The sequence below is a fragment of the Nonomuraea sp. NPDC049129 genome, assembly GCF_040648495.1.
Lineage (GTDB): Bacteria > Actinomycetota > Actinomycetes > Streptosporangiales > Streptosporangiaceae > Nonomuraea.
The window spans coordinates 228,600-254,835 of record NZ_JBEZDU010000008.1; the positions used below are offsets into that span (position 1 = coordinate 228,600).

The 26,236-nt window shown below is 69.4% G+C and carries 26 protein-coding genes; 11 read left to right on the plus strand and 15 right to left on the minus strand.

The window, feature by feature from the left end; translation table 11 throughout:
- The first annotated feature begins 630 nt into the window (after positions 1–630).
- On the plus strand, positions 631–2,949 hold the full coding sequence (locus AB0B64_RS26615; protein ID WP_358180342.1) for a sodium-translocating pyrophosphatase: 2,319 nt from the start codon (positions 631–633) through the stop codon (positions 2,947–2,949).
- A gap of 239 nt (positions 2,950–3,188) precedes the next feature.
- Positions 3,189–3,668, plus strand: a complete 480-nt coding sequence (locus AB0B64_RS26620; protein WP_357954530.1) for a histidine phosphatase family protein — start codon at positions 3,189–3,191, stop codon at positions 3,666–3,668.
- On the opposite strand, the gene serB is transcribed toward AB0B64_RS26620, so the two are convergent.
- From serB to AB0B64_RS26635, 3 genes are read right to left on the minus strand one after another with little or no spacing between them, the layout of a single operon-like run.
- The gene (serB, locus tag AB0B64_RS26625) at positions 3,658–4,875 is read right to left on the minus strand and encodes a phosphoserine phosphatase SerB (RefSeq protein WP_357954532.1); all 1,218 of its coding nucleotides are present in this window, start codon (positions 4,873–4,875) and stop codon (positions 3,658–3,660) included. The genes AB0B64_RS26620 and serB overlap by 11 nt on opposite strands.
- Before the next feature lie 49 nt (positions 4,876–4,924).
- Positions 4,925–5,935 (minus strand): S-adenosylmethionine:tRNA ribosyltransferase-isomerase, encoded by a 1,011-nt coding sequence (locus AB0B64_RS26630; protein WP_358180345.1) that lies wholly within the window; start codon positions 5,933–5,935, stop codon positions 4,925–4,927.
- Positions 5,932–6,588 carry an SDR family NAD(P)-dependent oxidoreductase gene (locus AB0B64_RS26635; protein WP_357954536.1) on the minus strand — a complete coding sequence of 219 codons (657 nt, stop codon included), beginning with the start codon at positions 6,586–6,588 and terminating at the stop codon, positions 5,932–5,934. The genes AB0B64_RS26630 and AB0B64_RS26635 overlap by 4 nt, the downstream gene beginning before the upstream one ends.
- Before the next feature lie 123 nt (positions 6,589–6,711).
- On the opposite strand from AB0B64_RS26635, the gene AB0B64_RS26640 reads away from it, so the two are divergent.
- Both AB0B64_RS26640 and AB0B64_RS26645 read left to right on the plus strand, forming a co-directional pair.
- Entirely contained in the window at positions 6,712–7,827 is a 1,116-nt protein-coding gene (locus tag AB0B64_RS26640; protein ID WP_358180348.1) for a GAF domain-containing sensor histidine kinase, read from the plus strand.
- Positions 7,824–8,447, plus strand: coding sequence for a response regulator transcription factor (locus tag AB0B64_RS26645; RefSeq protein WP_358180351.1), 624 nt, complete (start codon positions 7,824–7,826; stop codon positions 8,445–8,447). The genes AB0B64_RS26640 and AB0B64_RS26645 overlap by 4 nt, the downstream gene beginning before the upstream one ends.
- Before the next feature lie 9 nt (positions 8,448–8,456).
- Here AB0B64_RS26645 and AB0B64_RS26650 read toward each other — a convergent pair whose 3' ends face one another.
- Together AB0B64_RS26650 and AB0B64_RS26655 are read right to left on the minus strand one after the other, a co-directional pair.
- A complete protein-coding gene (locus tag AB0B64_RS26650; RefSeq protein WP_225299067.1) occupies positions 8,457–9,071 on the minus strand; it encodes a response regulator transcription factor in 615 nt (204 codons plus the stop codon).
- Entirely contained in the window at positions 9,068–10,267 is a 1,200-nt protein-coding gene (locus AB0B64_RS26655; protein ID WP_358180354.1) for a sensor histidine kinase, read from the minus strand. The genes AB0B64_RS26650 and AB0B64_RS26655 overlap by 4 nt, the downstream gene beginning before the upstream one ends.
- 136 nt (positions 10,268–10,403) lie before the next feature.
- Here AB0B64_RS26655 and AB0B64_RS26660 point away from each other — a divergent pair, with 136 nt between their 5' ends.
- Positions 10,404–11,345, plus strand: a complete 942-nt coding sequence (locus AB0B64_RS26660; RefSeq protein WP_358180357.1) for a CPBP family intramembrane glutamic endopeptidase — start codon at positions 10,404–10,406, stop codon at positions 11,343–11,345.
- Positions 11,346–11,368: 23 nt separating this feature from the next.
- Here the strand turns inward: AB0B64_RS26660 and AB0B64_RS26665 are convergent, their stop codons facing one another.
- Positions 11,369–12,133 carry a hypothetical protein gene (locus AB0B64_RS26665; RefSeq protein ID WP_358180360.1) on the minus strand — a complete coding sequence of 255 codons (765 nt, stop codon included), beginning with the start codon at positions 12,131–12,133 and terminating at the stop codon, positions 11,369–11,371.
- A 70-nt stretch (positions 12,134–12,203) separates the two neighbouring features.
- Here AB0B64_RS26665 and AB0B64_RS26670 point away from each other — a divergent pair, with 70 nt between their 5' ends.
- The 4 genes from AB0B64_RS26670 (at position 12,204) to AB0B64_RS26685 (ending at position 15,049) form a co-directional block, all read left to right on the plus strand.
- Entirely contained in the window at positions 12,204–12,992 is a 789-nt protein-coding gene (locus tag AB0B64_RS26670) for an ABC transporter ATP-binding protein (protein ID WP_225299059.1), read from the plus strand.
- A 93-nt stretch (positions 12,993–13,085) separates the two neighbouring features.
- Positions 13,086–14,009, plus strand: a complete 924-nt coding sequence (locus AB0B64_RS26675; RefSeq protein ID WP_357954550.1) for an SPFH domain-containing protein — start codon at positions 13,086–13,088, stop codon at positions 14,007–14,009.
- A 32-nt stretch (positions 14,010–14,041) separates the two neighbouring features.
- On the plus strand, positions 14,042–14,797 hold the full coding sequence (locus tag AB0B64_RS26680; RefSeq protein WP_357954553.1) for a sulfite exporter TauE/SafE family protein: 756 nt from the start codon (positions 14,042–14,044) through the stop codon (positions 14,795–14,797).
- Between the two features lie 30 nt (positions 14,798–14,827).
- Positions 14,828–15,049, plus strand: a complete 222-nt coding sequence (locus AB0B64_RS26685; protein ID WP_358180362.1) for a hypothetical protein — start codon at positions 14,828–14,830, stop codon at positions 15,047–15,049.
- 1 nt (position 15,050) lies between these two features.
- Here the strand turns inward: AB0B64_RS26685 and AB0B64_RS26690 are convergent, their stop codons facing one another.
- The 6 genes from AB0B64_RS26690 to AB0B64_RS26715 all read right to left on the minus strand — a co-directional run bounded on the left by AB0B64_RS26690 (position 15,051) and on the right by AB0B64_RS26715 (position 20,632).
- Entirely contained in the window at positions 15,051–15,890 is an 840-nt protein-coding gene (locus AB0B64_RS26690; protein ID WP_358180364.1) for an NAD(P)H-binding protein, read from the minus strand.
- Between the two features lie 75 nt (positions 15,891–15,965).
- Complete coding sequence (locus AB0B64_RS26695; protein ID WP_358180367.1) at positions 15,966–16,787, minus strand: Rieske 2Fe-2S domain-containing protein; 822 nt, start codon at positions 16,785–16,787, stop codon at positions 15,966–15,968.
- A gap of 120 nt (positions 16,788–16,907) precedes the next feature.
- Positions 16,908–17,519, minus strand: coding sequence for an HD domain-containing protein (locus tag AB0B64_RS26700; protein ID WP_357954561.1), 612 nt, complete (start codon positions 17,517–17,519; stop codon positions 16,908–16,910).
- Position 17,520: 1 nt separating this feature from the next.
- Positions 17,521–19,710, minus strand: a complete 2,190-nt coding sequence (locus tag AB0B64_RS26705) for a molybdopterin-dependent oxidoreductase (RefSeq protein ID WP_358180370.1) — start codon at positions 19,708–19,710, stop codon at positions 17,521–17,523.
- A 147-nt stretch (positions 19,711–19,857) separates the two neighbouring features.
- Positions 19,858–20,499: a hypothetical protein gene (locus AB0B64_RS26710; protein WP_357954565.1), complete on the minus strand. Its 642-nt coding sequence runs from the start codon at positions 20,497–20,499 to the stop codon at positions 19,858–19,860.
- A 1-nt stretch (position 20,500) separates the two neighbouring features.
- Positions 20,501–20,632: a hypothetical protein gene (locus tag AB0B64_RS26715; RefSeq protein WP_357954567.1), complete on the minus strand. Its 132-nt coding sequence runs from the start codon at positions 20,630–20,632 to the stop codon at positions 20,501–20,503.
- Between the two features lie 758 nt (positions 20,633–21,390).
- On the opposite strand from AB0B64_RS26715, the gene AB0B64_RS26720 reads away from it, so the two are divergent.
- A complete protein-coding gene (locus tag AB0B64_RS26720; RefSeq protein WP_357954569.1) occupies positions 21,391–22,254 on the plus strand; it encodes a helix-turn-helix transcriptional regulator in 864 nt (287 codons plus the stop codon).
- A gap of 55 nt (positions 22,255–22,309) precedes the next feature.
- Complete coding sequence (locus AB0B64_RS26725; protein WP_357954571.1) at positions 22,310–22,537, plus strand: DUF397 domain-containing protein; 228 nt, start codon at positions 22,310–22,312, stop codon at positions 22,535–22,537.
- A 272-nt stretch (positions 22,538–22,809) separates the two neighbouring features.
- Here the strand turns inward: AB0B64_RS26725 and AB0B64_RS26730 are convergent, their stop codons facing one another.
- The 3 genes from AB0B64_RS26730 to AB0B64_RS26740 form a co-directional block, all read right to left on the minus strand.
- Entirely contained in the window at positions 22,810–24,255 is a 1,446-nt protein-coding gene (locus AB0B64_RS26730) for a catalase (protein ID WP_357954573.1), read from the minus strand.
- Between the two features lie 19 nt (positions 24,256–24,274).
- Positions 24,275–24,682 carry a Fur family transcriptional regulator gene (locus AB0B64_RS26735; RefSeq protein WP_357954575.1) on the minus strand — a complete coding sequence of 136 codons (408 nt, stop codon included), beginning with the start codon at positions 24,680–24,682 and terminating at the stop codon, positions 24,275–24,277.
- 82 nt (positions 24,683–24,764) lie between these two features.
- On the minus strand, positions 24,765–26,165 hold the full coding sequence (locus tag AB0B64_RS26740; RefSeq protein WP_358180373.1) for an MFS transporter: 1,401 nt from the start codon (positions 26,163–26,165) through the stop codon (positions 24,765–24,767).
- Between the last annotated feature and the right edge of the window lie 71 nt (positions 26,166–26,236).

Genomic DNA, 26,236 nt, shown 5'->3' on the forward strand with positions numbered 1-26,236 from the left:
CCGCCGACCGTGGCTGAGCCCTGTCCAGGGATACGCTCCTCTGGTGATACGGGGCTGGGCACCGATACGAGGCACGGCACCCATGGCTTCCACAAGCCAACAGCCAGAGAGCACCAAGCCACCCGACGGCCAAAGGGCACCAGCCGACAGCCGTAGGGCCGTCGCCGTCCCTTCCTAGTGACCGGCCGGGTCGTGGGTATCCATGGCCCGGCTCTGGCATGTCATCCCGGCCGTTGGCCGCTGAGGACATCTCCCAGCCGGTTGCGGGCCGTGCCCCACAGCTCGGCTTCGGCGTGTCGTCCCTCTGGGATGTCCCAAACCCATGTTTCGGGCGTGTCGTATCGGGCACCTTGTCATGGCCGTAAACCCGGGGAAATATCGGTTGTCAGATGGCAAATCGCCTTGCTGGCTGGGGATTACTGGGGGATTACTGGACGCGTGGCCAAATAGCGACCGGCAGAGCCTTCATATCCGCGCAGCCCGTGCGTAGACTCCCGGCACCGGCCAAGGTGATCCGGCGAAACTGCGGACTCAACCGGAAGCGGCACCCACAACCCGGATGGTGCCGCACCAGCCCGCCGATCTTTGCGCACCGCCCGGGCAGGACGACCGGTCTTGCCGAGGAGAACGATGTTTAGGCACATGCTGGCGGTGGAGCCAGCGTCCAATCTGGCCCTGAGCGGTAACAATCTCACCATCGTGATCGTGGTCGCCGCGGTCGCACTGATCGCCCTAGCCGTCGCCGGCGGCTTGGTGCGCGAGGTGCTGTCCGCCGACCCCGGCACGGAGCGCATGCAGGACATCGCCCGTGCCGTACAAGAGGGAGCCGCCGCCTATCTCGCGCGGCAGTTCCGCACGTTGGCGGTCTTCGTCGTCGTGATCCCTTTCCTCCTGCTCCTGCTACCGGGTGAGACCGATGTGCGCATCGGCCGCTCGATCTTCTTCGTGGTCGGGGCGGTATTCTCCGCGCTGACCGGCTTCATGGGCATGTGGCTGGCCGTACGCGGAAACGTACGCGTCGCGGCCGCCGCCCGTGAGGCGGGCGAGAAGCGCGCCATGCGCATCGCCTTCCGTACGGGCGGCGTGGCCGGCATGTTCACCGTGGGCCTCGGCCTGCTCGGTGCGGCCGTCGTCGTCTTCGTCTACCAAGGTGACGCGCCCGGTGTCCTGGAGGGCTTCGGTTTCGGCGCGGCGCTGCTGGCGATGTTCATGCGAGTCGGCGGCGGCATCTTCACCAAGGCCGCCGACGTGGGCGCCGACCTGGTCGGCAAGGTCGAGCAGGGCATTCCCGAAGACGATCCGCGCAACGCGGCGACGATCGCCGACAACGTGGGCGACAACGTCGGCGACTGCGCGGGCATGGCCGCCGACCTGTTCGAGTCGTACGCGGTCATGCTGGTCGCCAGCCTCATCCTGGGCAAGGTGGCCTTCGGCGAGCAGGGACTGATCTTCCCGCTGATCGTGCCCATGATCGGCGTGCTCACCGCGATCATCGGCATCTTCGTCACCCGGATGCGCGACGGCGACCGCAGTGGCATGGCCGCCATCAACCGCAGCTTCTTCATCTCGGCCGGGATCTCCGCCGTGCTGGTCGCGGCGGCGGCGTTCTGGTACCTGCCCAGCACCTTCAGCGACCTGACCGGCTCGGCCGTGCAGTCCACCGCCAACCCGCGGCTCATCGCCATCGGCGCGGTGATCATCGGTCTGGTTCTGGCCGGCGCCATCCAGCTGCTGACCGGCTACTTCACCGAGACGACCAGGCGTCCGGTCCGCGAGATCGGCGAGAGCTCGGCCACCGGGCCGGCGACCGTCATCCTGGCGGGCATCAGCGTCGGCCTCGAGTCGGCGGTCTACTCGGCGCTGATCATCGCCGGCGCGGTCTACGGCGCGTTCCTGCTGGGCTTCGGGAACGTGACGATCGCGCTGTTCGCGGTGGCGCTCGCCGGCACCGGCCTGCTGACCACCGTCGGCGTCATCGTCTCGATGGACACCTTCGGCCCGGTATCCGACAACGCGCAGGGCATCGCCGAGATGTCCGGTGACGTCGAGGGTGAGGGCGCGCGCGTGCTCACCAGCCTCGACGCCGTCGGCAACACGACGAAGGCCATCACCAAGGGCATCGCGATCGCCACGGCGGTGCTCGCGGCGACCGCGCTGTTCGGCGCGTTCCGCACGGCCGTGGAGCTGGAGCTCGGCAAGGCGAGCCAGGCGGCCAAGGAGGCGCTCGGCGCGTTCTCCACCTTCAGCCTGAGCATCGACCAGCCCAACGTGCTCGTCGGCCTGGTCATCGGCGCGGCGGTCGTGTTCCTGTTCTCCGGGCTGGCGATCAGCGCGGTCGGGCGGGCCGCGATGCGCGTGGTCTTCGAGGTACGCGACCAGTTCCGCAACCACCCGGGCATCATGGACGGCACCGAGAAGCCCGAGTACGGCCGCGTCGTCGACATCTGCACCCGTGACTCGCTGCGCGAGCTGGCCACGCCCGGCCTGCTGGCGGTCATGACGCCGATCGCGGTCGGGTTCGCCCTCGGGTACGCGCCGCTGGGCGCGTTCCTGGCCGGGGCCATCGCCTGCGGCACGCTCATGGCGGTCTTCCTGTCCAACTCGGGCGGTGCCTGGGACAACGCCAAGAAACTGGTCGAGGACGGGCACCACGGCGGCAAGGGCTCCGAGGCCCACGAAGCCACGATCATCGGTGACACGGTCGGCGACCCGTTCAAGGACACGGCCGGACCGGCCATCAACCCGCTGATCAAGGTGATGAACCTGGTGGCGCTCCTGGTGGCGCCCGCGGTGGTCCTGTACGCGGGCAACCCGGCCCTGCGCATCGGGATCACGGTCGTGGCCGTGGGCGTGGTGGTCGGCGCCATCCTCGTCTTCAAGCGCCGCTCGGTCACCAGCGAGTCGGCCAGCAACGACAACAACCGGGAGCAGCAGCCGGTGGCTTCCTAGCGACCCCGTCCGGACGCCCGCTCCTCCGAGGTCTGGGGGAGCGGGCGTTCCACATTTCAAGAAACGAGAAGGATCGCGGGTCAGGTGCGGCACCCGCCGCCCCCGGTGGGAAACTGGGCGGATGGAAGACAAGCGGCCCAGCGGCGGCAAGGCGCTGGCCTACATTCTGCTGGCGATGCTGGCCATCCTCGCGGTGATCGTCGCGCTGGGTGTGTGGGCGACGAGAGGAACATGAGCACGTGCGTACGTTGATCGTGCTCCGCCACGCCAAGGCCGCGCAGGTGCCCGGCCTGGAGGACCGTGAGCGTCCGCTGACGCACCGGGGCGAACGCGACGCGAAGCGGGCCGGCGACGAGGTGCGGGCCCTCGGGCTGGCTCCCGACCTGGTGCTGTGCTCCCCGTCCCTGCGTACGAAGCGCACCGCCGAGCTGGCCTTCCCCGAGGTGGCGGTCAGCTACGAGCGTGATGTCTACCAGGCATACCCCGAGGAGCTGCTGGCGCTGGTCAAACTGACCGATCCGGAGCTGGAGACGGTCGTGCTGTGCGGCCACAACCCGGGCGTGCACGAGCTGGCGATCTCGCTGGCCGGGGGCGACTACGGGTTCCGGCCGGGGTCGTTCGCGGTCATCCGTACGGAAGCGAACTGGGTGGACCTGTGGCCGGGCGAGGCGCAGCTGATCACCCGCTGGGACCCCAAGGAGGGAGAGGTCAGCGGGTGAGCACGCCGTCCTCGGCGTCCGCCGCCTCCACCTCGTCCCGGGAGATCCCGAGCAGGTAGAGGATCGAGTCGAGGTAGGGGGTGTTGACCGCGGTGTCCGCCGCCTCCCGGACGACCGGCTTGGCGTTGAACGCGATCCCGAGCCCGGCCGCCGCGATCATGTCGAGGTCGTTGGCCCCGTCGCCGATGGCCACCGTCTGGCTGATCGGCAGCCCCGCCTCGCGGGCGAACCGCTCCAGCGCGCGGGCCTTGCCCGGCCGGTCGACGATCTCGCCGACGACGCGGCCGGTGAGCTTGCCGTCGACGACCTCCAGCACGTTCGCCGCCGAGTAGTCGATGCCCAGGTCCTCGACCAGGCTGTCGGTGATCTGGGTGAAGCCGCCGCTGACGATGGCGAAGCGGTAGTCGAGCCGCTTGAGCGTGCGGACCAGCGTACGGGCGCCGGGGGTGAGCACGACCTGCTGCCGTACCTGCTCGAACACCTCGGCCGGCAGCCCTTCGAGCAGCGCGACCCGGCGGCGCAGGGACTCGGCGAAATCGAGCTCGCCGCGCATGGCCTCCTCGGTGACCCGGGCGACCTCTTCGAGGCAGCCCGCGTGGCCGGCCAGCAGCTCGATGACCTCGCCCTGGATGAGCGTCGAGTCGACGTCCATGACGACCAGCCGCTTGGCCCGCCGGGACAGACCGGTGCGCTGCACGGCCACGTCGACGTGCAGGGCGGCGGCCTCGGCGGCCAGTTCGACGCGGAGCGCGCTCGGGTCGGCGCCGGAGACCGACAGCTCGATGCAGGTGACCGGCCACTGGGCGAGGCGTTCGATGCGGTCGATGTTGGCGCCGGCGGCGGCGATGCGTCCGGCGATGCCCGCGATGGCGGCGGGCTGGAGCGTCGCGCCCAGCACGCTGACCGACAGGCGGCCGCGCCGGCGCTGCTCCTTGGTCTGGGAGCCGGTGGAGAGCTCCAGCTCCAGGCCGAGGTCCTCAGCCACCCGTTCGACGGCGGTCCACATGGCGCCGAGTGTGCTGCCGGTGCCGGTCGACGGACCGCCCGCGTAGGCGACGAGCACGCCGAGTGTGAGCCGCCCGCGGATGACGACCTGCTCGATGTCGGCCACGGTCACCGGAAAACCCGACAGAACTGAGAAGAGCCTCGAGGTGACGCCCGGTCGGTCCGGGCCGGTCAGGGTGATCAGGAGGGTGCGCTGGTCCACATTGAGCCAGGCTACTGGGCGTACCCTGACACATGAGCACGAGGGGCCACTATCGGCGCAGCAGCAAGTGGGTGTCACCGAACTCGTGCCAGAGGTAGCCCTCCCGCAACGCCGCCTCGTAGGCGCGGGCGAGCGGCTCCCGCTCGGCGATCGCGGTGAGCATCATCAGGTGGCTTGACCTGGGCTCATGCAGGCCGGTGAGCAGCCCGCTCACGGCCTTGACCCCGACGTCTGGCGTCACGATGTGCCTGGTCCAGCCCGCCGAGGCGGCCACCAGCCCGTCGCCGCCGACGGCCGTCTCCAGCGCGCGCACCACGGTGGTGCCGGCGGCCACCACCCGGCCGCCGTTCGCCGTGGTCAGGTTGACCAGGCGGGCCGTGGCCGCGGGCACCTCGTACCGCTCCGCGTAGGGCGGTTCGTCCTTCTCCGGCGAGGCGACGCCGGTGTGCAGGGTGATCGGCGCGATCCCGACGCCGCGCGCCACCAGAGCCGTGACCAGCTCGGCGGTGAACGGCCGGGCCGCGCTCGGCATCTCCGCGCTGCCCGGCACGGTGGCGAAGACGGTCTGGTAGGCGTCGAGCGGCCAGTCGCGCGACACGTAGGAGTAGCGGATGGGCACGCCGTGATCGCGCAGGTACGCCTCCACGTCACGGTCGAGCCTGGCTCGCCACAGGCGCGGCGTCTCGCGTTCGATGAGCCGCAGCGTCGCTCGTCCGGGCAGCGGCAGCCATTCGCCCGGCTCGCCGCCGCCGTACGGCTCGGAGGACTTCGAGGTACGGCGGCGCAGCTCGACCAGCCAGGTGCCGTCCTCGCGCGCGGTGGAGAAGTGCACGGCGAGCCGGTCGAGCCTGATGGCGGCGGGCAGCGTCGCCGAGTTGTTGACCACGATCAGGTCGCCGGGGTCGAGCAGCCCCGGCAGGTCGGTGAAGCGGCGGTGCTCCGGCGGGAGATGGCCGCGCGAGACCAGCAGCCGTACCGAGTCGCGGGTCAGCCCTCGGGCCTCGGGCGGCTCGTGCGCCGACAGGGTGTCCGGCAGCGCGAAGTCGAGCGCGGCGGTCATTGCAGGCTCACCCGGCCGCTGGCCGGACGGGCCCTGACCAGGTCGTACAGTGCCGCGGCCACCTTGGCGGGGTCCGCCGCGCCGGCCGCCTCCTCCGCGCCGACGGCGTCGGCCAGCATGCGGGTGTTCATCTCGCCGGGGTCGGCCCACCAGACGGCCAGGTCGGGTTCCTCGGCCGACAGGACGTTGGACAGCTGCTCCAGGGCGGCCTTGGTGGCGCCGTAGCCGCCCCAGCCCTCGTAGGCGCCGGTGGCGGCGTCGGAGGTGATGTTCACGATCGCGCCGCGCGTGGCGCGCAGCGCGGGCAGCGTCGCCTGGATGAGGGCCAGGGGAGCGATCACGTTGGTCTCCAGCAGGGCCCTGAACTCGTCCCTCGGGTACACCGACAGCGGAGGCAGCGGGGTCACGCCCAGCCCGCTCGCGTTGTTGACCAGCAGGTCCAGCTGGGGTACGGCCCGCGCGAGCCGCTCGACATGTGCCGGGTCGCTCACGTCACCGGCGATGGCGGTGGCGCCCAGTTCGGCCGCGACCCGCTCCAGATCCGCCGCGCCGCGGGCGGTGAGCAGGAGCTCCCATCCGGCGCCGGCGAGTGTCGTCGCCAAGGCCAGGCCGAGGCCGCGGGAGGCACCGGTGATCAGTGCGGTGTTCGTCATGTCTTGACGGTAGGAGCGCGGAACCGGCCGTACATCGGGCTGAGGGGCCGCCTCCGCCTGGGCATATGGACCTAGGACCAATGGCGCCCGGGCATGAGGGCCCGGGACCATAGAGTGGGTGCCGTGGCCTCCGACAGGGACGAGATCATGCAGGCGGTGAGCACCGCCGTGCTCGCCGTGACCCGGCACCTTTCGGTGCGCGAGGTGCTGCAGGTCATCGTCCGCTCGGCCCAGCGGCTGCTCGACGCCCGGTACGCCGCGCTCGGCGTGCCGGACGAGGACGGCTCGTTCGCCGAGTTCGTCGCCGAAGGGCTCACCGACAAGCAGTGGGACGCGATCGGCCCGCTGCCCAGGCAGCACGGCATGCTCGGCGCGATGCTCCGCGACGGGGCTCCGGTACGCCTGCCCGACCTGCGCGAGGACCCCAGGTTCGAGTGGTGGCCCAAGGCGCACCCGGTGATGAAGGACTTCCTCGGCGCCCCGATCCGCGACGGCGAGGAGGTGCTCGGCATCATCTTCCTGGCCAACAAGCGCTCGCCCGACGGGTTCACGGAGGCGGACCAGGACCTGCTCACCCTGTTCGCCGCGCACGCCGCCATCGCGCTGACCAACGCCAGGCTGTACGAGCGGGGCCGCGAGCTGGCCATGCTCGAAGAGCGCAACCGGATGGCCCGCGAGCTGCACGACGCCGTCACCCAGAAGCTGTTCTCGCTCAGGCTGACCGCGCAGTCCGCCGCCGTCCTGCTGCCCAGCGCCCCCGACCAGGCCGCCGCCGAGCTCGAACGCGTGCAGCGCCTGGCGGGCGAGGCGCTGGCCGAGCTCCGGGCGGTGATCGTCGAGCTGCGCCCGGCCGAGCTGGACCGGCACGGGCTGGCGGAGACGCTGGGCAAGCACGTACGCCTGCTCGACCGGCTCCATCCCGCGAGCGTCACCTTCGAGTGCGGCGAGCTGCCGCCGCTCGAGTCGGCGGTGGAGGTGGCCGTGCTGCGGGTCGCGCAGGAGGCGCTGCACAACGCGCTCAGGCACTCGGACGCCGGCCACGTCGAAGTGCGGCTGGCCGACGAGGGCGGCAAGCTGGTGCTGACCGTACGCGACGACGGCAAGGGCTTCGAGCAGGCCGAGTCGCGCGGCCTGGGCCTGGTGTCGATGAGGGACAGGGCGGAGTCCGTGGGCGGCGTCATGACCGTCGCCTCGGCCCGCGACGAGGGGACGACGGTCCGCGTGGAGGTGGGCGTGTGATCCGGGTGCTGATCGCCGACGATCACCCAGTGGTACGACAGGGCCTGCGGACCTTCCTCGACCTCCAGGAGGACATCACGGTCGTCGGCGAGGCGGCCGACGGGGCCCAGGCCGTGGAGCTGGCCGACGAACTCGTTCCCGACGTGCTGCTGCTCGATCTGAAGATGCCGGTGCTCGACGGGCTCGGCGCGCTGGCCCGGCTCTCGGGGACGCTCCCCAGGGTGATCGTGCTGACCTCGGTGAGCGATCGGTCCGACGTGGGTCCGGCGATGCGGGCGGGCGCCTCCGGGTTCCTCTACAAGGACGTGGATCCGAACGCGCTCGTGCAGGCGGTGCGGGCCGTACATGGAGGGCAGGTGCTGCTCGCCCCCGAGGCGGCGGAGGCGATGCTGGCCGGCGCCAACGGCTCGCCGCCGACGCTGGGGCCGGTGCCGCTGACCGAACGGGAGCGCGAGGTGCTGGCGCTGATCGCGGCCGGCCACTCCAACCGGGAGATCGCCAGGAGCCTGTCGGTCGCCGAGAAGACGGTCAAGACGCATGTGTCCAACGTGCTGATGAAGCTCGGCGTCCAGGACCGCACCCAGGCCGCCCTGTACGCCGTTCGCCACGGGTTAGCTTGACCTCGCGATTCAGGATGACCTCGCGATGTGGATGGCCAGCTGAGTGCGGTCGCGTAGCCGCAGTTTGCGCAGGATGCTGGAGATGTGGTTCTTCACCGTGCCCTCGGTGATGAACAGCCGCCTGGCGATCTCCCGGTTGGTCGCGCCATCGCCGACCAGAACGGCCACCTCGTGCTCGCGTTCGGAGAGCTGGTCGGCGAGGTCCGGCGTGGCGGGGGCGCTGCGCAGCTCGGCGACCACCCGCTCGGCGGCGACTCCGCCCAGCACGGTCTCGCCCCTGGCCGCCTTGCGGATGGCCGCCACCAGCTCGTCCGGCGGGGTGTCCTTGAGCAGGTAGCCACGGGCGCCGGCCCGCAGGCCGCCGAAGATGTAGTCGTCGTCGTCGAACGTGGTCAGGATGATCGCGGGAATGTCGAGCCGGCCGACCAGCTCGATCCCGTCCATCCTCGGCATCCGCGCGTCCACCAGCGCCACGTCGGGCCTGGCAGAGGGGAGCAGGTCGAGCGCGGCCAGCCCGTCGGCGGCCTCGCCCACGACCTCGATGCCCTCCTCCAGCTCCAGGAGCTTGCGCAGGCCCTGGCGCATCAGCACCTGATCGTCGACGATCAGCACCCGGACGATCACAGGCCCGCCCCCGTACCGGCAGGCAGGTAGACCCGTAAGGCGAAGCCGCCCTCCGCGCGGCTCCCCGCGTGGAGCGAGCCGCCGAGCGCGGTGACCCGCTGGCGCAGCCCGGCCAGGCCGTGCCCGCCGCAGACCTCCTCGTCCGCCGCGCCGCGCCCGTCGTCGGTGACGGCCAGCTCGACGCGGCCGTCCGAGGCGCCGAGCACGACCTCCACACGCCGCGCCCCGGAATGGCGCGCCGCATTGGTCAGCCCCTCCTGCAACGCCCGGTACATGACCAGTTCGGCCTCCTCGTCAAGCGCCGGCCCCGCGCCCTCCGCCTGGAACGTGACGTCGAGTCCGGTGCCCTCGAACGAGCGCGCCAGCTCGGCCAGCGCGGTGGCGCCCGCCTTGCCCTCCAGCGCCAGCGGCTTGAGCGCCCGCACCCAGCGTCTGGTGTCGGCCAGGGCCTCCACGGTGAGCTGCTGGGCCTGCCGCACCTCGGCCCACGCCTCGTCGGGGCGGGCCGCGCGGTAGCGCTGGGCGTTCTCCAGGCCGAGGTTGATCACCGTGAGGTAGTGGCCGACGGAGTCGTGCATCTCGCGCGACATGCGAGCCCGCTCCTCGGCCACTGTGAGCTCGCCCACCCTGGCCGCGTACCGCCGCAGCTTGGCGTGGGCGTCGGTCAGCTCGGCCAGCAGCCGTTCGTTGTCGGCGGCGCGCTGCCTGGCGCCCAGCAGCACGCGGGTGGCGATCAGCGCCCACACCGTGAACACGGCCATCACGATCGTCTCGGCGAGCGACCGCCAGGCATCTCGCCCCATCATCAGATTCGCGGTCAGGGTGAAACCCACCGCGACCGCGCTGAACCACACGCCGCCGCCGAACCCGAACACGGAGACGATGTGCGTGAGCACCACCACCACCAGGGGGATGGTCGTGATCGCGCTCCCGGTGCCCATCCCACCCAGCGCGGCCAGCACGAAAAGGAGGCTGACCGCTCCATGGGTCCGCGAGGCCGCCCGATTCCACCGCAGGAACGGCCACATGCCCAGCATCGCCAGGGGCGGCACACAGAAGAACCACAATCTGTGGTCACCGGCCGCGATCTGGAGCGCGGACCAGAGAAGGATCAGGTCCGAGCCGCCGAAAAGGGCGCTCAGAATGTACGGGGCCCGCTCATCGGTGCCATGTGTCCAACGATCACTTCCGGCCACGCTTCCACGCTAACAGCGGGGACGGCGAAGCCCTCGGGGCCGGCGGCCGAACATGACCTGCGACACATACGAAGACAGGCCGTGATCGGTCTGGGGCAGGATTCGCCCGGCTCGGCCGATCTTTACGTTCGGTGAAATGAACAACGCTTTCGTCAATGCTTCGACGGCCGGGAAACGCGGCACCCATCCGCTCGTGACGGTCCTGCTGGCGCAATTGATCTACGCCGCGGGGATCGTCATCGGAATGGCGCTCCTGCTGCCTCTCGGCATGCTCTTCCCCGGCAGGCAGTCGGGCCCGCTCTTCGCGGTCCTGCTGCTGCTGACGAACGTGATCCAGCACGCGCCGATCTTCGTGCTGCTGTGGCTCTGGACGCGGTTCTACGAGAAGCGCCCGTTCGTCTCGCTCGGCCTCACCTGGAGCCGCGGCGCCTGGCGGCAGCACCTGATCGGCTTCGGCCTGGGCGCGGCCTTCATCGCGGGCTGGCTGGCCCTGCAGTACGCCACGGGCAACCTGCGCGTGGACGGATCGCGGTGGAACTTCGCCCTGCTCTACCTGCTGCCCGTGGCCTACCTGGCCAGGGTCGTCATGATCGCCATCGAGGAGATCCTCTACCGGGGCTGGATCCTGCAGAGCGCCGGCGCGCGGTGGGGTGTGCCCGCGGGCATCGCCGTGTCGTCCGCGGCGTTCGCGCTCTTCCACTTCGTCGGGCCACTGATGCTGATCGCGCCGCTGCACACCTTCCACTGGGTGCTCGCGACCAACCTGGTGCTCTGGTCGGTGCTGGCGGCGCTGCTCACGCTGACCGGGCGCAGTCTGTGGGCGGCCATGGCGTTCCACGCGACCCCGCTCTGGCTGGCCACCTACGCCTTCGTGGTGGCTGTGCCAGGGCAGCGGCTGCCGGACATGGCCGTGCTCCTGCTGAGCCAGCCGAAGGCGAGCCCGCTGGCCGGGGAGGCGGCGCTGGCCGGACCCTTCACCGGCCTGCCGACCACGCTCCTGCTGGCCGTCCTGTGCGCGGGCGCCCTCGCGGTCTACCTGAGGAGGTCTCGCGTGAGGGAAGTCACGGCCGCCGCCTGACCGTTACGGAAACCCGCGTGCGGCTATGGCCTGACCGGCTCGAAGATGGAGTGGTGCGCCGCTACGAGGGCGCGGCGTACCGCGCGGTCGAGCTCCCGCAGGGCCTCGCCGCTCGCCGCGATCTGCCCCGAGGTGAGCCCTCTCTCGTCGGCCGCCCGTAGCACCGCGGCCAGCCGCGTGGCCAGGGTGGAGACGCGGTGCGCCCGTCCCGGATAGCCGGGGGCCAGCTCGCCACCGAGCCGTCCCAGCCGGTCGGGCCGCTCCGGTGCGGGGCCGTCGACCGAGGCCAGCGCGTCTGTCGCCGACCGCATCGCGATCGACAGCTCCCGCTCCGCCTCGGCCACCGAGGGCAGGTCCAGGCGTACGGGCCCCGAGGGGTGTACGGCCAGGCGTACCCCCACATAGGACGACCCGCGCAGGTCGGGCGAGGGCACGAGCCCGAGGCAGTGGCCGGAGAGCACCGCGATGACCGCCTGACCGGCCTCCACCGCGGCCGCGTTGAAGGCGGGCGGTCCGGAGAGCCCAAGCGGGTCGCCGGGTGCGGGCAGCGCGAGCCGGAGCTCGGTCAGCCCGCCGGATCGCAGCTCGGCGAGGTAGGCACGCAACGGCAGATCGCCCACGACGGGGCCCACGACGGGATCCACGGCAGGGCTCGCGGCGGGGCCCACGACGGCTGGACCTGCGGCGGCTTCGACCCGGTCCACGGCCTCGTCGAGACCGACGTGACCGGCGAGCCAGGCGTTGCCCCAGGCGACCAGCGGAGGAGAGACAGGTGATTCAGGAGGCACCGATCCACGATATGCGCTCGCCCTGCAATAGGTTTGTCCCGAGCGTTACTCCTAAAGGAGGGATACGGGGATGGGTGGTCAGGTGCTGCGGCTCCAGGACGTCGCCGTCCGGCGCGACGGAGCAGCCCTGTTGCGCGGCATCGACTGGACGGTCAACGAGGACGAGCGCTGGGTCGTCATCGGGCCGAACGGAGCGGGCAAAACGACCTTGTTGCAGGTCGCGGCGACGCTGCTCTATCCGAGCGAGGGGATCGTGGAGGTGCTCGGCGAGCGGCTGGGTCAGGCCGACGTCTTCGACCTGCGGCCCCGCATCGGCCTGGCGAGCGCCGCGCTGGCCGAGCGCATTCCGCCGGAGGAGAAGGTCATCGACCTGGTCCTGACGGCGTCCTACGCGATCATGGGCCGCTGGACCGAGGAGTACGACTCCAACGATGTCACCAGGGCCGTCGAGCTGATCGACATGATGGGTGCCGCGCATCTGATCAGGCGCAGGTTCGGCACTCTGTCCGAGGGTGAGCGTAAACGGGTGCAGATCGCCCGTGCGCTGATGCCCGATCCCGAGATGCTGCTGCTGGACGAGCCGGCGGCCGGGCTCGACCTGGGCGGCCGGGAGGACCTCGTACGCCGGCTGTCGGTCCTCGCCAACGACCTCCGCTCACCCACGCTGGTGCTGGTCACGCATCACGTGGAGGAGGTGCCCAACGGGTTCACCCACGGGCTGCTGCTCAAGCACGGCTCGGTCGTGGCCCAGGGGCCGCTGGAGCACGTGATGACGGCCGACAACCTGTCGCAGACGTTCGGGGTGCCGCTGACGCTCGATCGCAGCGCCGAAGGGCGCTGGTACGCCCGCGCGCACTAGACGTTGCTACGCCCGCGCGCACTAGATCGCGTCAATCCGCTGAACGACCATTAGCATTTACGAAGGCGATTCCCTCGGCCTCGGAGCGTTGGCATGTCCACGGAGCAGCTCATCGTCGCCATCGTCGTCGTCGCCGCGGTGGGGTTCGGGGTGACGCGGACGGTCCGTATCATCCCCCAGGCGACCGCGGCGATCATCGAGCGGCTCGGCCGCTATCACCGCACGCTGAAGCCGGGGCTCAACCTGGTGGTGCCGTTCGTTGACCGGATCAAGGATCTGATCGACCTCCGCGAGCAGGTCGTCTCGTTCCCGCCACAGCCGGTGATCACCTCCGACAACCTGGTGGTCTCGATCGACACCGTCATCTACTTCCAGGTGACCAATCCGAAGGCGGCCACGTACGAGATCGCCAACTTCCTGGTCGGCGTCGAGCAGCTGACCGTCACCACGCTGCGTAACGTGGTCGGCGGCATGGACCTGGAGAGCACGCTGACCTCCCGCGAGGAGATCAACACCGAGCTGCGCGGCGTGCTCGACGAGGCGACCGGCAAGTGGGGCATCCGGGTCAACCGGGTCGAGCTCAAGGCCATCGACCCGCCGTCCTCCATCCAGGACTCGATGGAGAAGCAGATGCGCGCCGACCGCGACAAGCGGGCCGCGGTGCTGGCCGCGGAGGGGCAGCGGCAGGCGGCCATCCTGACGGCCGAAGGTGAGCAGCAGGCGGCAGTCCTGCGCGCCCGTGGCGAGGCGGAGGCTGCCGTGCTGCGCGCCCAGGCGGAGGCTGAGGCTCAGGCCATGCGGGCCAAGGGGCAGGCCGACGCGATCGGGATGGTGTTCAAGGCCATCCACGAGGGCAAACCGGACCAGCGGCTGCTCGCCTACCAATACCTGCAGATGCTCCCCGAGATCGCCAAGGGTGACGCCAACAAGATCTGGATCGTCCCGTCGGAGATGGGCCGGGCACTGGAGAATCTGGGCGGTCTCTTCTCGCCGCCCAAGGATGACCCCGACCGGTAGCCGGGAAAGGATCCGCCTCTAAGCTCTGTCGGATGACAGTGTGGGAGGCGGTCGCGGTGTTCGCGGCGGGGGTCGCGGCCGGAGCCATCAACGCGGTGGTCGGGTCGGGCTCGCTGATCACCTTTCCCACGCTCGTGGCCGTCGGCATCGACCCGGTCGTGGCGAACGTCTCCAACAACATCGGCCTGGTGCCCGGCTCCTTCACCGGCGCGTACGGCTACCGCGCCGAGCTCGCCGGGCAGCGCGAACGGCTGCTGCGCCTCGGGCCCGCCTCGGCGATCGGCTCGCTGATCGGCGGGATCCTGCTGCTGTTCCTCGACCCGAGGGTCTTCCAGGTCGTGGTCCCGGTGCTGATCGGGCTGGCCTGCGTACTGGTCGTGGTGCAGCCCAAGCTCAACGGCTGGCTGTCGGCCCGGCGCGAGAACGACGATCCCCACGGCGGGGTGCTGCTCTGGCTCGGCGTGCTGGGGGCGGGAATCTACGGCGGCTACTTCGGCGCGGCCCAGGGCGTGCTGTTGATCGGGCTGCTCGGCAGCTTCCTGACCGAACCCCTGCAGCGGGTGAACGCGGCCAAGAACGTGCTCTCCCTGATCGTCAACGGCACCGCGGCCGTGCTGTTCGTCTTCATCGCCCACGTGGATTGGTGGGCGGTGCTGGCGGTGGCGCTGGGCGCCACGGTGGGTGGGTTCGTCGGGGCCAAGGTCGGTCGCCGCATCCCGGCTCCGGTGCTGCGGGGCATCATCGTGTGTGTGGGGATCGTGGCGATTATCAAACTGGTGTACGGATAAATACCAGGCATTCTGGGTATAAATCCGTACATGAAGGGTGATCGGGTGGAGATCGTCATCGACGCGGGCGACTCATCCCCGCGCACCTACGAGATCGCCGCCACCCGCGCGGGCCGCCGTGTCGAGGTGGCCACGCGGCGGGGGCTGGTCGAGGTCAGTGAGGTGACCAGGAGCGGCACCGCGGTGCGTACGGCGCGGTTCATGTCCAGCCGGATCCTGGCCCTGGTGGAACATCCGGCCGACGAGGGCTGAGTCAGCGGAAGTCGTCTGCGTGGTCGGTGGCCCACTGACGGAAGGTCAGCGCGGGGCGGCCGAGGAGCTTCGGGACCGTGTCCGTGATCCGCTCCGGCGTGTCCACGAACGCGCCCCAGCCCGCGAGCGCGCCGTCCACGAACCGGGCGTCGCCCCACGCGGCCAGCAGTTGCTCGCGGGCGACGTCCAGCGGCAGCTCCACCCACCGGACCTCCCGGCCGACCGCCTCGCCGATGATCCGCGCCTGTTCGGCCTGTGACAGCTGTTCGGGCCCGCTGAGGACGTACTTGCCCCCGCCGTGCCCGGCCGAGGTGAGCACGTGCACGGCCACCGCCGCGATGTCCTTCTCGTGGATCAACGACCTGCGCGCCTCCCCGTACGGCCAGCGCACCACGCCCTGCCTGACCTGGTCGGCCCAGCCGAGCGTGTTGGCCGCGAAACCCACGGGCCGGAGGAACGTCCAGCTCAGGCCGGTGTGCCTGATCAGGCGTTCCACCTCTTGGTGGAACAGCGTCGGCGATTCACCATCGGCCAGATCCTCGACGTCGGCCGACAGGTAGACGACCCGGCGCGCGTGGGCGGCGATGACCTCCACCACGTCCCGGGCGGTCTCGGCGGCGAAGCCGGGCCAGATCAGGAAAACGGATTCGACGTCCTTCAGCGCCGGTTCCAGGGTCTCGGGGACGGACAGGTCGCCCTTGACCGCCTCGACCCCTTCCGGGAGTTTCGCCCGGTCCGGGTCGCGGACCAGGGCGCGGACCTGGAGGCCCGCCCCGGCCAGTTGGGAGACCACGTGCTTGCCTACGTTGCCGGTCGCGCCGGTCACCAGAATTCTGCTCATGGACGGACCGTAGAACTTCAACCAATGTTCAGGTCAAGCGGTGTCCAGGCCATGCTCGGCCGTACGTAGAGCTGCTCAGGTCATGCTCGGCCGTACCTGGAGCGTGCCGTCGCTGCGGATCCGGGTCTCGAAAGTCGGCGCGGGCGCGGTCGCCGGACCGTGCTTGACAGACCCGTCTACCAGCCGGAACGTGCTGCCGTGCCAGGGGCAGACCACGCACGCCTCGCCGTTCTCCACGACGAGCCGGCCCTGGTGGAGGGGGCCCGCGAGGTGCGAGCACCGGTCGGCGAGCACGGTGACGCCCGAGCTGTGCCGCAGCACGAAGAGCTGGATGTAACCGAGCCGCCGCGACACGGGGCGACCCTGAGGCAGGTCGTTGACCAGGCAAAGGTCGTGCCAGCCCAACGGTACGAGATGGGTGACCTGGGGCGCGTGGTTGGCGCCCGCCGCCTGCCGATAGGCCAGATTCCCGCCCAGGTAGGCGCCGAGACCGCCGACGCTCAGACCGGCGATGGTCAGCATCTTGCCGGCGCGCTCGTTCCCGCGCAGCCGGGCCAGGAGCGAGGCGGAGAAGAGCCCCAGCGCGGTCACGTTCGACAGCATGTGGACGAACCCGACACGCTGCTGCTCGCGATGGAGAGACGACCAGTCGGTCAGGCCGGCGGCCGCGGTGGGCAGCGCGCTGCCGATGCCCGTGGCCAGCAGGAGTCGCGCGGCCCGGGGATCGGTGCTGGTCCAGTCGAGCACCGCGGTAGACGTCCAGCAGCCCAGGCTGAAGGTGGCGAGCGGCGGGTGCAGCGGTTTGCCCGTGGGCACGCCGTGCAGCCAGTCGCGCAGCCGTCCCGGCCGGATCCCCTTGCGTATGGCCTTGGCCAGCACTCGGATCGGCTCGTCCATGGCTTTGGACCTCTCGAGCCGGTCGGCCAGGTCGACCGGCCCCACGAAACGCCGCGACTGCCGCCTTCTCGCTCGTACTTTCTCTTTCACGACAAGTCCCCTACCCCGGCCATAAGGGCATCACTCGGACAGGTGGCCCCTGGCGATGGAGAGCTCGACCAGCTCGAGCGCGTACGCCCCGAGCGACGGCGAGCCGTCCTCGATGAGCCGTACCTTCTCCTTGACCTGCGCGGCCGTCACCTTGAACAGCGGCCAGGTGCCGCCCTCCGTGTGATGGTTGGCCAGGATCGGCGCGAAGCGGTCGAGCGCTCGGGCGAACTTCGCCTCCGGCGTCTCCCTGGCCTCGAACTCATCCCAGAGTGCCCGCATCGCCGCCCCCTGCTCACCCGGGAGCAACGCGAAGATGCGGTCCGCGGCGGCCCGTTCCGCTGCGGGCTGGGCGGCCACCGCGGCCGTGTCGTAGATGAAGGTGTCACCGGCGTCGATCTCGACCAGGTCGTGCACGAGCAGCATGGACACCACCCGTTGGATGTCGGTGTCGGGTGGCGCGTGCTCGGCTAGGACCATGGCCAGCATGCCTACGTACCAGGAGTGCTCTGCGTCGTTCTCTCGCCGTGAGCCGTCCATGAGATGGTTGCGGCGGATGATCCGCTTCAACTTGTCGATCTCGACGGCGAAGGCGATCTGGGCGGTCAGGCGGTCCTCTTCTGGTGCGATAGTCACGCGCGACACCTTAATGTGCGGTGATCACCCCGGTTGGCAAAATCGTCACCGGAACCCCATTGAACACGGCATTTCCCGACGGAACGTCGATTGTCGACTCATCGGTCAGTATGTTCGCGCTCACCCCGGCGTGTTCGGCGGCGATCAGCTGAGCGCTGCCCGCGTGTCCCCAGCCGTGGGGCAGGCTGACCACGCCCGGCATGATCGTGTCGGTGGGTTCGAGCGGCACTCTGAGCTCCCCCGTGGCCGAGCGGACCAGGGCCTCCCCGTCCAGCCCGAGCCTGGCCACGTCGGCCGGGTTGATCTGGAGCGTGCAGGTGTTGCTGCCGCCGACCAGCGGGCCCACGTTGTGCAGCCAGCTGTTGTTGGAGCGCAGGTGGCGCCGCCCGATCAGGACGATCTCCGGCGGCTCCTGCTCCAGCCCGGCGCGCAGCCGCTCCACGTCCTCGATGAGCTGCGGTGGCGCGAGCTCGATCACCCCGGAGGCGGTCCTCAGCACCTCGCCCAGCCGGGGCTCCAGCGGCCCGAGATCCAGCCCGTGCGGGTTGTCGAGCAGCTTGCGCAGCGACAGGTCGCCCTTGCCCGTCCACTCTCCGTACGGGCCCAGCTTGAGCATCAGGTCGAGCCGTCGCTCGGCCCCGCAATCGCCTTCGAGCGCGGCCCGCAGCTCGGCCACGTCGCGCCCCTCCACGCCCGAGCCCGGCAGGCCGACCGCCTTGCGCAGCATCTGGTCGAGGACGAACTCGTCGAGATCGCCTTCCAGCCCGGAGGCGATCATGGTCAGCCGGGCCAGGATCTGCGCCTCCGACGGCTGCCCGTCCAGCGGCAGCGACGGCGGCGAGTAGCGGGCGTAGTTGCGCACCGCGAAGTTGAGCAGGGCGAAGTCGTAGTGCCCCGACTGGAGGGCCCGCGGCGGCGGCAGGATGACGTTCGCGTGCTTGGTGGTCTCGTTCAGGTAGGGGTCGACGCTGATCATGAAGTCGAGCCGCTCGAGGGCCGCGTCGAGCCGGGTGCCGTGTGGCGCGGAGAGCACCGGATTGCCGGCCACGGTGAGGAGGAACCGGATCTGCCCGTCACCGGGCGTCTCGATCTCGTCGGCGAGCGTGGCGACCGGCAACTCGCCGTTGGCCTCGGGCAGGCCCCTGACCCGGCTCTTCCACCGGCCCACGGTGTAGGGGCGGCGGGCCAGGCCGAACTCGGTGGCGGGTTTGGCGAACATGGCGCCGCCGGGCCGGTCGAGGTTGCCGGTCAGCACGTTGAGCACGTCCACCAGCCACTGGGCCAGCGTGCCGAACTCGGCCGTACACGTGCCGATCCTGGCGTAGACGGCCGCCGTCCTGGCCGCCGCCAGCTCCCTGGCCAGCCGGACGATCACCTCGGCGGGCACGCCGGTGCGGCGGGACACCACCTCGGGCGGGAAGTGCTTGGCCGCTTCGCGTAACTCCTCCAGGCCGTTGACCTCATGGGACACCGTGGTCAGGTCCTCGGCGAAGAGCGTGTGCGTGATCCCGAAGAGCAGGTAGGCGTCGGTGCCCGGACGTACGAACACGTGCTCGTCGGCCAGTCCGGCGGTCCTGGTGCGGCGGGGATCGACCACGACGAGCCGGCCGCCGCGGGCGCGCAGCGCCTTGAGCCGGCCGGGGAAGTCGGGCGCGGTGCACAGCGAGCCGTTGGACTCCAACGGGTTGGCGCCCAGCATGAGCAGGTAGTCGGTCCGGTCGAGGTCCGGCACCGGGACGGCGAGCGGATGGCCGAACATCAGTCCGCTGGCGACGTGCTTGGGCATCTGGTCGGCGGTGCTGGCCGAGAAGATGTTGCGGGTGCCGAGGGACTTGAGCAGCGGCGTGCCGTAGAGCTGGCCCGCCATGTTGTGCACGTTGGGGTTGCCGAGATAGACGCCGACCGACTGGCGGCCGTGCCGCTCCGTGACCTGGTCGAGGCCCTGCTTGACGGCGGCGAACGCCTCGTCCCAGCCGACCTCGCGCCAGAGCTCGCCCTCCCTGATCAGCGGCTTGCGCAGCCGGTCGGGGTCCTCGTCCAGGCGGCCCAGGCTGGCGCCCTTGGGGCAGATGAAGCCCTTGCTGAACGGGTCCTCCTTGTCGCCCCGCACGCTCGTCACGTGCCCGCCCTCGTCGAGGGTGAGTGTCAGGCCGCACACGGCCTCGCACAGGGGACAGGTCCGGTGAACGGTCGACGTCATCACGGCTCCTGAGTTCGTCGGTGGAACTCATCTTTGCTCGTACGACACATATGGGGAAGCCCCGGAGCCCCCGCGGTCTCCGGGGCTTGCACTGGGGAGCGTTCGGCCCAGGCCCGAGCCGCCACTCCCCAGGTCATGGGCAGGCAGTCAGCCGACCTGCGGCAGGGCGAACGGCCTGGCCAGATCAGGGGGCTCCTCGAGGTCGGTCCTCAGAGAGGCCCAGGCGCGGCCGTAGAGCCGGTCGAGTCCGGGGGAGACGGCGCCGGGCAGCTCCTCACGCCGGACGATCTCCACGATCAGCAGGTGCGCCCATTTGCGGTGCCGGTAGACGTTGGCGCTCCTGGCCCAGCACGCCGCCGCGATCTCCTCGGCGTACGCCTCGAACTCCGCGGCGGAGATGCCCGCCCTGGTCATCACCAGGGCCTTCTCGCCCGTACGCGTGGGCGTGATCCACAACACCAGCGGGATCCGGCCCGCGCGGGTGTGCATGGTGGTCTCCAGGCAGGTCTTCTGCAGCCGGTGCCTGGACGCCACGCACCAGAAGTGCGCCATCACCCAGTTGCGACCGGTCCTGGTCACCGCGGGCGCGGAGATCGCGCTGGTCAGCATGATGAACGGCCACCACCGGCCCTGCTGGGTGGCGCCCAGGAGGGTCAGCACGAACAGGCTGAGCGCCCCGATCAGCAGCAACTCGGTACGAATCCGCCAGAGCCTGGCCAGCAGGCCGGTACGGGTGGGCGGCAGGTCCTCGTTGGCGGGGTAGATCTGGTTGCGCGGGTTCCTCGACATCTCAGGACACCTCCTCGGCGATTCGGGAGGGGATCGTGAGCTGGTCGAATCGGGGGTCGCGGTAGCGACGAGCGCCGAATCCGATCTTGTCGACGGTCCAGCCGCGCCGGTAGGCGAACTCATCCGGCTCCATGCAGATTTCTCGATCCGCCCATGCCATGAGTTCCCGGATCCGGGTCTTGATTCGGCTGAGTCCCTTGGTACCTTGTGAGTACATGGAACACCTCTTTCGCGGCATTACTCGAGGTGGGTTCTTTCGCCGGATCGCAGGCTGATGACCGGTGGCGCCGCAGGGTGGCAGCCCTTTTGAGCGGCTAATAGGTGGTCAGCCTGGGTCCGGCTTCTTGGTGTTTCTGCGCGCTCGAATGAGCGACATGCGCTGTGGTCAGTCAGATGCGTGCGGGGTCCTTCCGGCAAGCGGCCTCCCTGGGGCAGAGATTCAAATCCGGGACGGCGACGTTGCCGGAGGTGCGGCCCGCGTGGCCGCCAGCGATGAAGAGCGGTAGGCCCGGTGTGGTAGGCCATGTCGTCATCTCGGCCCCCCATCCGTCGGTTACCTTCCAGGGCTCGATCGTCTCTCCCGGATGGGCCTGGTGCAATACATTCAGCAAGAGAAGATTTAGTTTTCTTCGGACCTTGCTTGATATTTTGCGGTGCAACTTGCACGTCAACTGTTAGGCGCTCCTGGCGCATGAGCGGTTCAGGGAGGTCGTCGGCTGCCGTCCCGCTCCGGGTTGGGCCCCCTCTTGCCCCTTAAGCTCACTCCGTGAAACCCTTACGGCAAGCCTCAGTGGCAGTGCTCGTGCAAGTTGCAGTGTAAGATTGGCCGAACGGCTAAGTGACCTTTCCCCGTTTCACCTTCACCTTCATTCCCGACGAGGAGAGTGGACGGTGCCATCGCAGCAGGGCAGTCCGACTGTTCGCAGGCTCAGACTCGGTCAGGAGCTACGCCTCCTCCGCGAGCGAAGGAAGCTGACGGGAGCCAGAGCGGCCGGCGATCTGGGCTGGAGTCCCAGCAAGATCAGCCGGATCGAAGCGGCCAAGACCATGCCAAGTGCCGAGGACATCAAGGCATTGGCAGAGCTCTACAAGATCGACAGTGAGAAACGTGACGAACTCTTCGCCCTGCTGAGGGATGCGGATCAGCGTGGGTGGTGGGAAGATTACGAAGACGCCCTCCCGGAGGAATACACAAGATTCCTCGGGCTGGAAGCGGAGGCGACCTTCCAGCGCAACTGGGAACCCCAGATCGTGCCTGGTCTCCTCCAGACTGAGGACTACGCACGGGAGGTCGTCCTTTCCGTCCGTGGCATCTCACGGATCACGCACAGCGGTGTCCGGAGCCGGGTCGAGGCGCGCCTGGATCGGCAGCAGCGGGTGTTGCATCGCCCACAGCCGTCCCAGCTACGTTTCGTGCTCGACGAGCCGGCGCTGATGCGTCGTTTCGGTGAGCCCTCGGTCATGCGTGCGCAGATGGAGCATCTCCTGGAGATGTCGCTGTTACCGCACGTCAGTGTGCAGATACTGGCGACGGATGCGGTGCACCCCGTCAACACGGGGGCGTTCATCCATCTGAAGTTCGCGGAATTCGACGATGTTGTATACCTGGAGCAGCTCTACACGGCCAACTTCGTCGAAGACCTCGAACGTGTAGCCGGATATGAGACGGCCTTCGACTACATCGAGTCCCAAGCGCTTGACGAGGACGAGTCACGTGTCCTCATCCAGCGCAAGGCCATGATGTGGCGGGGCTAGCGACAAAGATCACAACAAGGGGCAATGGTGCCCCTTTCGCCCGTTTGGGGAGAAAATGTACATCGATCCCGTGGTAGCGACCTGGCAGAAGAGCAGCTTCTGCAACGGCGCGAGCAGCTGCGTCGAAGTCGCACCCCTTGCCGACGGAAACGTCGCTTTGAGGGACGGCAAGGAGCAGGACGGTCCCGTCCTGGTCTTCACGCCGAGTGAATGGGCCGCCTTTACGGCCGGGGTCCGCGATGGCGAGTTCGACCTGACCTCGCTTGCCGCTACCGCTTCATGAAAAACGGCCCTGGCAGGTTGCTGGCACAACACCATCAGGGCCGCCACGCACTCCAGTTCGACCTTGTACGCGAGATCTGAAGATCTTCATATCTTGGCCTGAACCGCGTTGGAGATCAACTAGCCACACCAGGTTCGAAGCAGGGGATCAGTCCTCAATCGCGGAGTACGGTCTGACGACTCCAGCCGAAGAGCCCTCTGCCCTCCATTTGGACCGCCCACAACGGGAACAGCCCGCGCCGCACATGGGCGCGGGCTGTTTCACGTGCGGCGTCAGGAGAGGCCGAGGCCGTGGGAGACGCCCTGGCCCAGGTCCTTGTGGATGTTGTTCCAGTACTCCACGACGCGCTGCTTCATCTCCGAGGTGACCTCGGGGGCCGAGGCGTGCCCGACGATGTTGCTCACCAGGTGCGCGCGGTCCGTTTCTGACAGCACGTTCTCCCAGAGGGCGCGCGGCTGGACGTAGTCGTCGTCCTCCGCGTGCTTGGTGTACGCGGACCGGATGATCTCGCCTGCCACCTGGTAGTTCTCGCCCGCGTACAACGCCGGGTCCGCCGCCGGGCCGTTGACGCTATTGGGGGCGTACACCGGGTCCTGCGAGTTGCTGAAGGTCATCGGACCGTCGAAGTTGTAGGAATTGACCGCGGCCCGCGGCTGGTTGATCGGCAGCTGCAGGTAGTTGGGGCCGATCCGGTAGCGGTGCGTGTCGGGGTAGGAGAACAGGCGGCCCTGCAGCATCTTGTCCGGTGAGGCGCCGATGCCGGGCACCAGGTTCGACGGCTCGAAGCCCGCCTGCTCCACCTCCGCGAAGTAGTTGCGCGGGTTGCGGTTCAGGGTGAACCGGCCGATCGTGATCTCGGGGTAGTCCTCGTGCGGCCACACCTTGGTCAGATCGAACGGGTTGAAGCGGTAGTCGGCCGCGGCCTCGAACGGCATGATCTGCACGTTCACCTTCCACGACGGATGGTCGCCCGCCTCGATGGCCGTGTGCAGGTCGCGGATGTGGTGGTCGGGGTCGACGAGCAGCGCGGCCGCCTCTTCGCCCGTGTAGTTCTTGATGCCCTGCTCGGTCCTGAAGTGGTACTTCACCCAGAACTTCTGACCTCCGGCGTTGTACCAGAGGAAGGTGTGCGAGCCGAAGCCATGCATGTTCCGCCACGAGGCGGGGATGCCGCGGTCGGTCATGAGGAACGTGACCTGGTGCGCCGACTCCGGCGACAGGGTCCAGAAGTCCCACTGCATGTTGTTGTCCCGCAGGTGGGTGTCGGCCCGGCGCTTCTGGCTGTGGATGAAGTCGGAGAACTTCTGCGGGTCGCGGATGAAGAAGATCGGGGTGTTGTTGCCGACGAGGTCGTAGTTGCCCTCTTCGGTGTAGAACTTGATCGCGAACCCGCGTGGGTCGCGGGCGGTGTCGGGGCTGCCGAGTTCGCCGGCGACGGTCGAGAAGCGCAGGAAGAGCGGGGTCTCCTTGCCCTTCTGGAAGAGGCCGGCCTTGGTGAACTGGCTGACGTCCTCGGTGATCCGCATGACACCGTGGGCGCCGCCGCCTTTGGCGTGTACGACGCGCTCGGGAACACGTTCCCGGTTGAAGTGCGCCATTTTCTGGATCAGATAGTGATCCTGCATAAGAAGTGGGCCGTTGGGGCCGACGGAGAGCGAGTGCTCGTCGCTCGGCGCGGGAATGCCGGCGTCGTCGGTGGAGATAGGCCTGTTCGTCATCAGCGCGGTCCTCCGAAAATCATCGTTGACAGCTCGGGCAGACGCCCCAGTAGGTGACGTCGGCTTCGTCCACGACGTATCCGGCCGCGTCGACGGGCACCAGACACGGGGCGAGCCCGGTCGCGCAGTCGACGTCGGTCATGGCACCGCAGCGCCGGCAGACCAGGTGGTGGTGGTTGTCACCCACCCTGGCCTCGTAGCGCGCCGGACTGCCCATGGGTTCGATCTTGCGGAGCAGTCCGGCCTGGTGCAGCGCGTGCAGCGAGTCGTAGACGGCCTGAAGGGACACCTGACCCACACGGTCGAGCACGCCGCGGTGAACGGCTTCCACCTCGAGGTGGTCGCCTTCGCGCACGGTCCGCATGATCGCCAAGCGGGCTGCGGTCACCCGCAGCCCTGCCTGGCGAATTAGGTCGTTGTCCCCCATATCCGGACACGCTAGTGCTAAACCTGAATGATTCAAGTAAAGGACTGGTACAGGTCTCGGTCGGGCCGTACCAAGAAGAGTCTCAGCGGCGCCGTACCAGGAAGATCGAGCTCACCCCGGCCAGTACGGCCAGCGCCGCGAGCGCCACGGCGGTCGCCATCGAGGCGGAGCCGGTGCCCCCGCCCTGGCTCAAGGAGATGAACAGCGTGCCGACAGTCGACACTCCGATCACCTGACCGAGCTGCATCACCGTGAGGAGCGCCCCGCTCGCGTCGGCGGCGTAGACGTCGTCCACCTGCTGGGTCGCCATGTTGGTCACCGCGACCTGCACGCCGAGCCCGGCGCCGATGAGCGCGCTCATGACCGCGTACAGGATGCCGCCTCCGGAGGCGAGGCCGAGGCCCAGGTAGGCCGGCGCGGCCACCACGTAGCCGAAGGGCACGAGCGAGCGCTGCAGACCGGGCGGCAGCAGCGGCCAGCAGAGCCCCACGAGCGCGAACGCCAGCGCGCACGGCACCAGCATCATGCCCGAGGCCAGCGGCGACAGGCGCAGGTCACCCTGGAGGTGCAGCGCCGAGGTGAACAGGAACGCGCCCCAGGTGGCCGGCCCGAGCAGTAGCACGGCGAGCCCCGGCCGCATGCCGGGGGCGCGCAGCACGCCCGCGTTGACCAGCGGGCGCCCGCCGCGGCCCGTCACCCAACGCTCGACACGGACGAACGCCACGAAGACCACCGCGCTCAGCGTCATCGAGGCCCAGCCCCACAGCGGCCAGCCGAGGTCCCTGCCCAGCACGAGCGGCACCACGAACAGCAGCACGGCGGCCGACAGGCTCACCAGGCCCCACGGGTCGAGCCCGCCCTGGCCGCCACCATGGTCGGCGGGGAGCACCCGAAGCCCCGCGATCAACAGCAGCGCGCCGATCGGCACCAGCACGAGGAAGACGATCCGCCAGCCGGCGCCGAGCCCGAGCAGGATCCCGCCGAGCGCCTGGCCGACCACGATGCCACCGCTCACCACCGCCGACCACAGGCCCAGCGCCCGGCCTCTGGCCGCGCCCTGGTAGTTTCGCTGGATCAGCGTCATGACCTGGGGCATCATCAGCGCGGCCCCGGCGCCCTGGGCGAGCCGGGCGGCGACCAGCGTGCCGGTCGTGGGCGCGAGCCCCGCGGCCAGCGTGGTGATCGTGAAAAAGGCGAGCCCGGCGAGGAAGGCCTTGCGGTAGCCGAGCAGGTCGCCGAGCCGGGCGCCGGTGATCAACAGGACGGCGTAGACGATGGTGTATCCCGCCACGATCATCTGCAGCCCGGCACCTGATGAGTGCAGATCGGCCTCGATGGTCGGGGTGGCCACGTTGACGATGTTGACGTTCAGGATGGCCAGGAACTGTCCTACGAGGATGATCGCGAGGAGCAGCCCGCTGGCCTTGCCCTTCTCCGGCTGTACGGCCGGGATCGGGGGAGCAAGATGGGCAGATTGGGTCATAGATAGAGTCTGGCGGCAAACCAGTACCAGTAACGAGAGCCCCTTTATACTGGTATTAACAGCACCTGGAT